This window comes from Veillonella montpellierensis DSM 17217, from assembly GCF_000426745.1.
Taxonomy (GTDB): Bacteria; Bacillota; Negativicutes; order Veillonellales; family Veillonellaceae; genus Veillonella; species Veillonella montpellierensis.
In genome coordinates, this window is record NZ_AUFY01000028.1 from 1 (window position 1) to 9,868 (window position 9,868).

Annotated in this window: 9 protein-coding genes and 1 pseudogene; 5 read left to right on the plus strand and 5 right to left on the minus strand. The window is 37.6% G+C overall.

Annotation, left to right across the window (positions count from 1 at the left end):
* Together K357_RS09400 and K357_RS10095 are read right to left on the minus strand one after the other, a co-directional pair.
* On the minus strand, window positions 1–241 hold a 241-nt coding region (locus K357_RS09400), incomplete at its 3' end, for a helix-turn-helix domain-containing protein (protein ID WP_156004922.1).
* A 12-nt stretch (window positions 242–253) separates the two neighbouring features.
* Window positions 254–379, minus strand: a pseudogene (locus K357_RS10095) (transposase); the annotation flags it as partial.
* 362 nt (window positions 380–741) lie between these two features.
* Between K357_RS10095 and K357_RS0106925 the strand changes: the two are divergent.
* A complete protein-coding gene (locus tag K357_RS0106925) occupies window positions 742–1,263 on the plus strand; it encodes a hypothetical protein (RefSeq protein WP_028258049.1) in 522 nt (173 codons plus the stop codon).
* A 393-nt stretch (window positions 1,264–1,656) separates the two neighbouring features.
* Here the strand turns inward: K357_RS0106925 and K357_RS0106935 are convergent, their stop codons facing one another.
* Genes K357_RS0106935 through K357_RS0106945 form a run of 3 tightly spaced genes read right to left on the minus strand, consistent with a single transcriptional unit; the run spans window position 1,657 to window position 6,187 of the window.
* Window positions 1,657–2,400: a class I SAM-dependent methyltransferase gene (locus K357_RS0106935; RefSeq protein WP_028258051.1), complete on the minus strand. Its 744-nt coding sequence runs from the start codon at window positions 2,398–2,400 to the stop codon at window positions 1,657–1,659.
* Window positions 2,397–4,076, minus strand: coding sequence for an ABC transporter ATP-binding protein/permease (locus K357_RS0106940; protein WP_244869388.1), 1,680 nt, complete (start codon window positions 4,074–4,076; stop codon window positions 2,397–2,399). The genes K357_RS0106935 and K357_RS0106940 overlap by 4 nt, the downstream gene beginning before the upstream one ends.
* Window positions 4,077–4,078: 2 nt before the next feature.
* On the minus strand, window positions 4,079–6,187 hold the full coding sequence (locus K357_RS0106945; RefSeq protein ID WP_028258053.1) for a TonB-dependent siderophore receptor: 2,109 nt from the start codon (window positions 6,185–6,187) through the stop codon (window positions 4,079–4,081).
* Window positions 6,188–7,774: 1,587 nt separating this feature from the next.
* On the opposite strand from K357_RS0106945, the gene K357_RS09410 reads away from it, so the two are divergent.
* From K357_RS09410 to K357_RS09060, 4 genes are all read left to right on the plus strand, one after another.
* Entirely contained in the window at window positions 7,775–7,960 is a 186-nt protein-coding gene (locus K357_RS09410) for an NADPH-dependent FMN reductase family protein (RefSeq protein ID WP_028258055.1), read from the plus strand.
* Window positions 7,961–7,991: 31 nt separating this feature from the next.
* Window positions 7,992–8,111 (plus strand): hypothetical protein, encoded by a 120-nt coding sequence (locus K357_RS10100; RefSeq protein ID WP_425314972.1) that lies wholly within the window; start codon window positions 7,992–7,994, stop codon window positions 8,109–8,111.
* 139 nt (window positions 8,112–8,250) lie between these two features.
* The gene (locus tag K357_RS0106960; RefSeq protein WP_211218953.1) at window positions 8,251–9,591 is read left to right on the plus strand and encodes an MATE family efflux transporter; all 1,341 of its coding nucleotides are present in this window, start codon (window positions 8,251–8,253) and stop codon (window positions 9,589–9,591) included.
* A 113-nt stretch (window positions 9,592–9,704) separates the two neighbouring features.
* Window positions 9,705–9,868: helix-turn-helix domain-containing protein (locus K357_RS09060; protein ID WP_038113814.1), on the plus strand; the 164-nt coding region annotated here is incomplete at its 3' end.

Sequence of the window (9,868 nt, forward strand, 5' to 3'; positions counted from 1 at the left end):
CAATTGGTTTAATCTTCTGAGTTTCTGGAGTATCCACTTTCGCCTTTCGCCCTTTCTTTTTTTGTCTCAAAGCTTCTGGACCAAAAGCGCGAAAATTAGACACCCATTGTGTAATAATACAAGGATTATTTATTTTCTCAGCTAAAGCAATATCCATATATGAAAGCTCTGATGTTAGGTACATTTCAACTATACCAAGTTTATACTCATATGAATAGTTTTTCTTTTGCCGAGAGCGCATTAATCCTTCGTCACCTAGATTTTGATAAACTTTAGTCCATTCTTTGATTTTTGTTTTAGAAGGAATTCCGTATTTTCTAGCAAGAGTAACCAGTCCACCTTCTCCAGCTAAATATTCAAGAACTATTTTTTCTTGAATTCGTAACTATATTTAGACATAAAAAACCGACCTCCCAATCGTTAGAGTTTTGGTCTAACTTTTGGGGGTCGGTTCAAATCAGGGCTGTTTTTATTTAATATTTGCCTAAAAACGTTCTATTATTAGAATTACCCAAAGGTATCCTTGTCAATATTGCAAGGGGACATTTGGGAATATATTGGGGGACTTTTGTGCCTGGAAACCCTTGCCTCGCAAGGTCTCGCAGACCACTAAAAAGGTTTTAAAAAGGTTATTTAAAAAAGTTAAAGAAAAAAACGCCTTTTCTTTTTTTTACTGATAAACAAAAAAGCCTGCCGGCTAAAAATAAAAAGCGGCAAGCGATGAAAGGGAATTATGAATAAATGAAAAAAGTTTCTTCGGCATTTTATATGCTGGAACCAAAGTTTTTCGATGAATTTGGATTACTCGGAAATTTTGGTGAGAAAAACAAAATAAAGAAAATTACCAATACGCCGCACTATGTTTTTTTCGTGGAACAAAAATATTGGGCAGTGCCGGTAAAGAAACTAGATGCAAAATATTACGGCGCGCGCCGGACACGTTCCCGAATCGGAAGACTGTATATCGACGTTTTCTTTTTAGGAAGCAAGGCTTACTTACAAATGGACGAAATGTTTTCTATCCATCCGATTTTTATCAAAGCTCTTTTTTATGAAAATAAAGAAACACAGTCCGGCATTATTCGGCTGGATATAGAAACGGAAGATCAAATTCTTAAAACCTATAAAGATCAACGAATTTTAGATATTCAAAATATTATTCCGGCGGCTTATGACTTAACATATCTTTCAAAAGCCTATGACGAAACAAACACCAACCAAAAGCTATTACTAGAGATGATTCATCAAAATGCTTCAAAATAGGCTATATTTCAAATCTTTGCACGGGGATTGGGACTTTGTCAAGAAAACTGTACAAGGCGAAAATTACCGAGATTTTGTTTATTTTATTTCGTCTTCCGTGTGGAGTGACAAGAAAAAACTGCTATGGTGGGTCAGTGGAAACGGATTACTGATTGAGTTTACCACAAAAAAACTGCAAAGAGATCTGGAGGTAATTAAAGCGGCCGTGGCATAAAATCAGGATGTAATGCTACTATTAGTTAAGAAATAACTTGAATATTAGTTATTTCGCGCTAAAATGAGATCGGGCGAAACGCATATAACCAAAGCTACAAACGAAAAGGACGGGGTGCATCCCGTCCTTTTCCCTTTCTCATTTGTTTTGTCGAATCTAAAAAATAACTTTACAATCTATCAAACCTCCCATGTAATCATGGCGTAATCTGCTCTTGTAACGCTTGAAATCTCACCGTTAACGGCGACAGATAAGAGATATTTTTCAATGTTTTGTTTATCCGCATTTCCGGTATAAGCCGCATCTATATAACCTAACCATTGAGCTACGGATTGTGTATAGCCTGCCTCATAGGAAATGTCTCTTATTTCTGGATTATAATGAGCTTCTTTAAGCATTTTACATATATTTAAAAAGGCGAATGAGGAGGATTCGGAATTGACAATTTGTAACTCATTTCTGAGGGCCTCTAGCAAAGAATTGCTTCCTGTTTTAAAAAGTAACAATCGGATATATTTTCTGCTGAGAAGATTCAGCTTTTTGAAATTATCTTCTTTTGAAAAATCAGGTCCCATACAACTGTATACCAAGTCAAAGGAGTGTTCCCATTGATACGCTTTCGGATCCAGTGTGTCCCAATCGTCTATAAACCAATTGCAATAAGGAGATAGAGGGGCAGGTGTATTTCTTTTTGCTAAGAAAATAACATTTTTGGAAATGTCGAGTCCGGTAGCATGCACTTTTTTCCTTGCCCAAGCGTGAACAATGTCTCCAGTTCCGCAACCGATGTCAAGCATATTGCAGATAGGATAAGGAAGCGTGACAAGGCGTTCGTCGGGAGTTTGATTATGAAGCTCAACTGTATCTTGTTTTTTGTACCGCTTATCCCATAAAGCGGCTTTTTGTGCAGATTCTTTTTTCACGGGTTTATATCTTTCCAGAAAATAATACGGTCATAGAACGCCTTTTCGTTGTAATGGTGTTCGACCGAAAGTATACTCATGGAGGGGAAATCTTTAAGAAGTTGATTTAAAATTTCCGATTGCCGTTCTTTATCAATAGAAGCGAATGATTCGTCCAAAAACACCCAGTCTGGCTTTTGCGTCCAAATGCGTCCCAGAACCAGCCGCTGTTGTTCTCCCGGCGAAAGTTCTTTGTCCCAGTTTTTAGAAGTTTTAAGATCGGGAATTAATTTCTCCAGCCCGATGATATGAAGAATAGAAGTACAATCTTCAATAGAACATAATTTTTCTTCGGGATAGGATAGGATTTCCTGAATTGTTCCGGTAGGCATATAAGGTACTTGAGATAAGAACAGCAGTTTTCCTTCCGGCATTTTTATAATACCGCTTCCAAACGGCCAAATATCACGGAGTACGTAAAGGAGGGTGCTCTTGCCGGAGCCGGAAAGACCTGTAAGTGCTACTTTTTCACCTTTATTAATTTTCATAGACAGGCCTTGACTTAATGATGTACCGTCAGAGAGATGTATTTGCACATTTTCCAATTGGAGAGAACCGTCAGCAGACCGTTCTCTTCGGAAAGGCGAGAGGGTATCTTTTTGTCGGAGGATGGAGTCGAATTGTGTCAAACGATCGACGGTTGCTTTCCATTCCGTGAGAGTGGAGTAGTTGATAATAAACCAGGATAAGGAAACACGGACACTGTTAAAAGCATTGGCAGTCTGCATGAGTTCACCCATTTGGAAGGCTCCTGAAAAGTATTTGGGTGCGGCAATAAGGTAGGGAACAACGCTGGATATTTGGCTGTAGCCGAAGTTAAAATAATTTAGCTGTCTTCGCTTGAGTAACATTTTTATCCAAACGGAAAATACTGTAGTAAATCGGGATTGAATGTTTTGATTTTCTACAATTTCACCGTCGTAGGAAGCGATTTCCTTTGCCTTTTCCCGTATCCTCAGCAAAGAAGCACGATAATCGGCTTCACAGTGCTGTGTACATCTTTCCAAATCAATCAAAGGTTTCCCGATCAAATGGACTGACCATGTTCCTATGAGGACAAATCCTATAGCAAGCCAAAGCATTATACCGGGAATATAGATATCAAATACTTTGTAAGAATCGGAGAGATTCCACAAGATAACCATGTAAGCGCCTAAAGAACCGAAGGAATCAATGAAGTCAAAGAGCATAGATATGGAAAGAGAGGGAAATATTTTCAAATCTTCGGCGATACGCTGATCCGGATTATCGATGCGTTTAAAAAAGAGATCTTGATAATAGTATTTAGAGGAGAGCCATCTTTTGGTGTAGTAATCGGAGAGCCATTGACGCCAAATCAGAACAGCTTTGCTACATAGAAATTTTTGATTGGCAAAAAGTCCTAAACTGATGGTAGCGATGACAAAAAGAACACCCAACTGATAAAGGAATTCATCCCCGTTTTTGTCTTCCAGTGCATTAAAAAAATCTTTTGACCAGGTATTCAGCCGAACACTCATGTATATGTTGATGACATTGAAAATCATAGCGAGGGCTAAAAGCCCCCCCGCTTTATAACGTACTTTGCTTCGCCAAAAAGGAGAAGCAAGATGCCACCATTGAATGAGAAAATTTTTAATAAGATGATATTTTTTCATGATTACCATTTATACATATACGATAAAACCCATGTGCGTTCCTGCCCGACAAATCCTGTGGGGATACCCCAAACACTTTCAATGTTTGAAACATATTTCTTATTGAAGAGGTTGCGGGCATGGAGTGTAATAGCATGCTGGTTTTGTGTGAAAGAGAGAGAAGCATCATAGAGAGTAACTCCGCCCATGTGAAGTGTATTTGTTTCGTCCATTCGTTTTCCGATATGGCGCAATCCAAATCCTAGGGTCAGTTCACCATTTTCAAATTTACCGATAACAGCATCTGCACGAAGATTAATACTTTGTTTTGCTATGCCGGCAGGCTGTTTTCCTATACGAGAGGAGTTGGTGTGCTTGGTAACTCTCGGATTCATATATGTATAAGAACCGAGAACGTATAAACGATCATTCAGTTTTGCCCGCCCTTCGATTTCCAAGCCTTGAGAAGTCACTTCTCCGATGGAAGTATAATAGGTGGTTTGAGGAACAGGGACATGGATGTTCTGACGACGCAGGTCAAAGGCGGAGGCGATGACTTGTACAGCAGGATTGGGTGTATAACGTATGCCAAGCTCCCATTCCTGTCCTGTTGTCGGTTTAAGCATATTCTTATCTTTGTCGAAGTTCATGGCTGGTAAGAAAGAATTATGCCAGTGGAAATAAGGGGTCCATTTAGTGTTTATTTCATAGATCAAGCCGGCTTGTCCGGTCCAAGCACTTTGTTCAAATTCTTGTTCATCACGGTCGCTGTGTTGCTCATAAAATCCTTTACGGATACCGGTGGAAAAGGTAAGGCGATTTTTTTTCAGTGTATGCATGGCATAAATACCTTTTTCGTGACTCCAGTAACGAAGATCATCCATTGGAATAATCATATCGGGGTCGTCGGGAATAGGTTTTCCTGCTACATAATTTTGCAAATCAGATTTTTTCCAAGCGTTCAGCATACGCATGGATTGCTTGTCAAATGTTTTTTCATACCGCATATCAAAGCCGAATAAGGTGTTACGGGAGTAATTTTCTTTATCTCTGTGAATTTGGACATATTGATCAATGCCATAAGAATGACCTTGACTTTCTATCATAGCTCCCCAGCGGTTTAAAGTGCTTTCTGCCGGATTGTAGACACCGGAAGTCTGGTGCGAAATAATTTCAGATTTGCGGTAATTGGCTATTTGATGGAATGTAGTGTTCTTGTTTATTTTATGTTCCAGCTCGTAGCCGATACCATTTTGTGTCAGATTATATTTATCCCAATCGGAAATACCTATAAAAAATCGGTCAGGAAGAATCTTGTAAAGAGGGTCTGTTTCTAAACGTGTGCGAGGCAGATAAGCATTACCTGTTATTTTGTCTTTTTGGTAAAAAGAAAGGATGGATAATTTGGTGTTTGCCCATTCTTTCGTAAATGAAGGAGCAATATAAAATCTGTCTTGTTTGGTGTGATCATAAAATAAGTTTTGTGTTTTCCATAAAGCAGTCAGCCGTCCGTATAAAATACCGGTATCATCGGTACGGTTGATATCCAAAGCGGTCATCTTTTCGTTACGATTTCCGAAGCGAATCTGAGCTTCTCCAAAGTTTTTATTCTTGGGATGTTTGGTTTGTAAATTGATGGTGCCGCTGACAGAGCCGCTTCCATATAAAACAGAGGCCGGACCGCGCAAAATTTCAACCTGTTCTATTCCATACAGTTCTGGACTGACGAGATTGTCTGTGGTTCCGAAAGTTTTCATACCGTTGACAACGATATTGTTGTGGGAAACGTCAAAACCACGGATACTACTAAAGTTATAAAGTGCATCATATCCTCTCGGAGCCACTGTAATTCCGGCATTATACTCCAAGGCATCTGTTAAGTTGTAAACACCCAGACGATCCATTTCGTCAGAGTTTATGATGGTGACAGAGGCGGGTATTTCTTTTATATCAGTAGCAATTTTTGTCCCCACGATAGAGGTATTACTTAGTTTGTGTGCATATACATGGACTATGGGCAGTGTATACACTTTGTTTACGGTCTCTGGTGAGTTTGCATAAGCACAGGTGCCTCCGCTTAATGCAATAGACACTAATGTAGAAAGTAAAAGTTTTTTCTTGAGATCTGTCATAATAAATCCTTTCAAAATTAAATAATAATGATTATTGTTATTATTTTTGCTTTAGATAGAGAATACCATATTTAACGTTGATTTACAATAATTATTGCGATACTTAGACTAATAAATTTAATTCATGTTGATTGCTGTAACAAATAAGGGGAGGAAGATGTCCTCTTATTTCTAAAATTGAAAGTGAAACTCTGCCATATCTTGCAATGTCATTTGGCGTTCCTTGTATCTTCCTAACAAACAGTCAATTTTCTCCGGCACTTCGTGTGCTGGCGCCACGGTTATTACCTCTCTCGCTATAATTATTGAGCCTAATTTTGAGCCCAATAACTCTATTAACTCTATAAATTTAGCAACAGTGGGTCAGCTTTATCAAAGCAGAAATTCAGGCAAAACGTTTATTTATGACTCTTTGTGGTAAATTAGTAAACTTAGAAAAAGCAACAAAAACCATGATTTAAAACTGGTGAACCTGGTGCACACCCACTAAGAACATTAAGACAAATATATTCTTTATGTAAAAGTTTTCCTGTTGAAAATACATATGTAGGTAAAGAAATAGGCTCAATGATATTAGATGATAGAAGTGAATAAAGGTACCTAAAAGGATGTTTTGGAAATAAGATAATTGAAGCGACCGTAGATGGAAAACTATACGATGATAAGAAGAAGGAAGTTTGTTTAGCATCACCTATTAACAGTAAAAAATATGTATTTGTATTATCGTTTTCAGACGAAGATAATTATAAAGATTCGCTCTGAAATATATAATAATAGAGATAAGATTATAGTTATTGCAGGAAAATGGGGATTATCAGACGAATATAATAAATTTACTTCAAAAGTATATGGAAAAAAACAAGTGGCTATTATAAAAAATAAAATCAATTATAGAGGTGTTAGTAAATATCCTAGTTAAAAATAACTTGATTGAAACGATAGAAATGTTATAAATCTTATAAATTTGATGGATTTTGTTGGGAATATATAATTTTCAAAATAGCTTAAAATTTTATGTTAAGACCATTGTTCGACTGTCAATAATAAATGATTAAAGCCATATAAAAGTTTTGCAATAAAGGGGTTTCGTGTAAATGGATAATTTATTGAAATTTCTTTTTCCATGTTCTGATATAGGTCTTGACTATTGGAAAAGCATGGGCTATAGCAATAGAACAATTTTTTGATTGGCATAACAACAGTGCTATTGTCAAAAATAATTTTTATGGGATGTGACTATAGAACTATTGTCGGCACTTTTTTATAGTAGGCATTTTGATTATAACAAGTTAAAAATTGATGAAGCAGTTCCTAAAGGTCTGCTTCATCAATTTTTTCGTAAGTGTCCGTACACTTACTGTGCTTGCTACAAAAGAATGAATTAGATAGCAAGCGTTAAGCAAGTTTTGAATTTATGCTTACATTATATCAAAAGCAAAAAGCTCTTTAAAGCTATATATTGATTTTTTTTATTAAAGGTTTTTGACTGATCTGAGAAGTAAAAAGCTGGATGAAACCCATAGACTGGAAGAAGAACTGATGCAGATTGATGTCATAAAAAATGAAATTCGAAAGGAAGAATAAGGTATGTCAAAGACATTAGTTGCATTTTATTCCTGGGGTGAAAATACCAAAGTAGTTGTTGAATATATTGCAGAGAAAACAGGAGCAGATTTACTAGAGCTTATTCCAAGTGTTGACTATTCAAACGACTATAATATTTGCGTGTCTTTGGTAGAAAAATATGGAAAAATCATGAGCCTGAGCTTGTGAATGACATCTCAAACTTGTCACAGTATGATGGATTTATGTAGGTGCTCCATGTTGGTGGGGAACTATCACTAATCCACTTCGTACATTCCTTCATCAGAATGATTTATTAGGAAAGACCGTGGCTCCTTTTAATCCTTTTGCTGTCCCATGAGCCTGACTTTTATGAGGGCTAGGTAGACAGTATTTGGAATATTGAAGGCTAGGCAACAAAGATTATCTAATATTTGAATACAAGAGTAAGAGAATTTCCGTAAGGGGGTTCTCTTTTTATGTTATAATGTTGCGTGAAAGTGGCTTTAAAAAAGGAGGTGATTATTATTTTAATCACACAACATGATAAGTACTACCTGAGGCTTGCCATGCCGACCGCACTGGAGGGTGTTTTTATGATTTTCTTGAGTGCGGCGGATATTATTATGGTAGGTGTGCTGGGAACGGCGGCAGTTGCAGCAGTAAGTATTTTTACGCAGCCACGCATGATGCTGCTTTGTCTAGCAAGGTCAATTTCAGAGACACTCACTGTCGTGACAGCTAAACTCTATGGGCAAAACCAACAGTATGAAGCTAGTGATATGCTGAGACAAACACTTTTTGTCAGCAGTATATTGCTGTGTATAGCACATTCTATCCTCTTTATTCATCTTGAGGATGTGCTATATTGGATAGGAGCAGAGGAAAGCTACATTGTATTGGCATTTGAATATGCGAATTTGGCGATAATAGGCGTATTTTTCACTTCAATCAGTGCTGTTCTGCAGGGCTATATGCTGGGCTTTGGTGAAACAGGTTATGTAATGTCCATCAATATACAGGGAAATATCGTCAATGTTGTGAGCAATGCAGTTTTTATTTTTGGTCTAGGGCCATTTCCAGAACTGGGTGTGAAGGGCGCAGCAATTGGTACAATAATTGGCACATTATGGACATTAATTGGTAGTATATATTTGGTATTTAAGCGTCAGGAAATGCATTGGGGTAGTTTTTTGCCTACCAAAGCATATTGCCAAAAATTCATACCAGTCTTTGCTGCCGTCTTTAGTGAGCAAGGCTTTGAACGTATAGGTATGGTTCTTTATACGCGCATGGTGGCTGAGCTAGGTGTTATTCCTTATGCTGTACATGCAATTTGCATGAATTTTTGCGATTTTTATTACAGCTTTGCAGGCGGATTGGGCAAGGCAAGTATGATTATGGCTGGTCATGCACATGGTGAAAAAAATTCTGCAAAGCTGCGTATGTGCTGGCAAACTGGCATTAAATGGAGCGTGTTTTTCTCCCTTATCGCTTGTCTAGTGACCTTCTTTGGGCGAGATTTTATTTTTGCTTTGTATGCACATGATGCAGATACTAAAGCCTTAGGCAGCATGGTGATGATTTTGGTAGCTGTGGTGAGCTTTCCAGAAGCACAGTCCTTGGTTAGTGCAGGACTCTTGCGAGGTGTTGGCAAAACAGCACAGGTAGCGGTGTATTCACTAATCAGCATTGCAATATTAAGACCGATTATCACAGCCTTAATATTGTATGAGCTAGATATGGGATTGGTGGGGGCGTGGATTGCCTTGTGTATAGACCAAATAATACGAGCAACCTGTGCCACGATTTTATTTTATAAATATATGAAAAAAATTTGATTATGTATGAGTATAATACATTTGTGACAAATAAATAAAAAATAAGAAGGCTCTCTGTTATAATGAATGCAGGTGACTAAACCGAATCATTATTTCAAAGGAGAGACCTTCTTATGACATCTATTATAACCGAAGAGCTACGCTTTCGTAAACGTGTTTGTGAATATGCTATAAAACATCAAAATAATGCTGAAGCTGCTAGAAGATATCATACTAGTAGACAGCAAGTGCAGCGGTGGGTAAAGCGTTATGACGGAACTATTGAATCCTTGCGGCT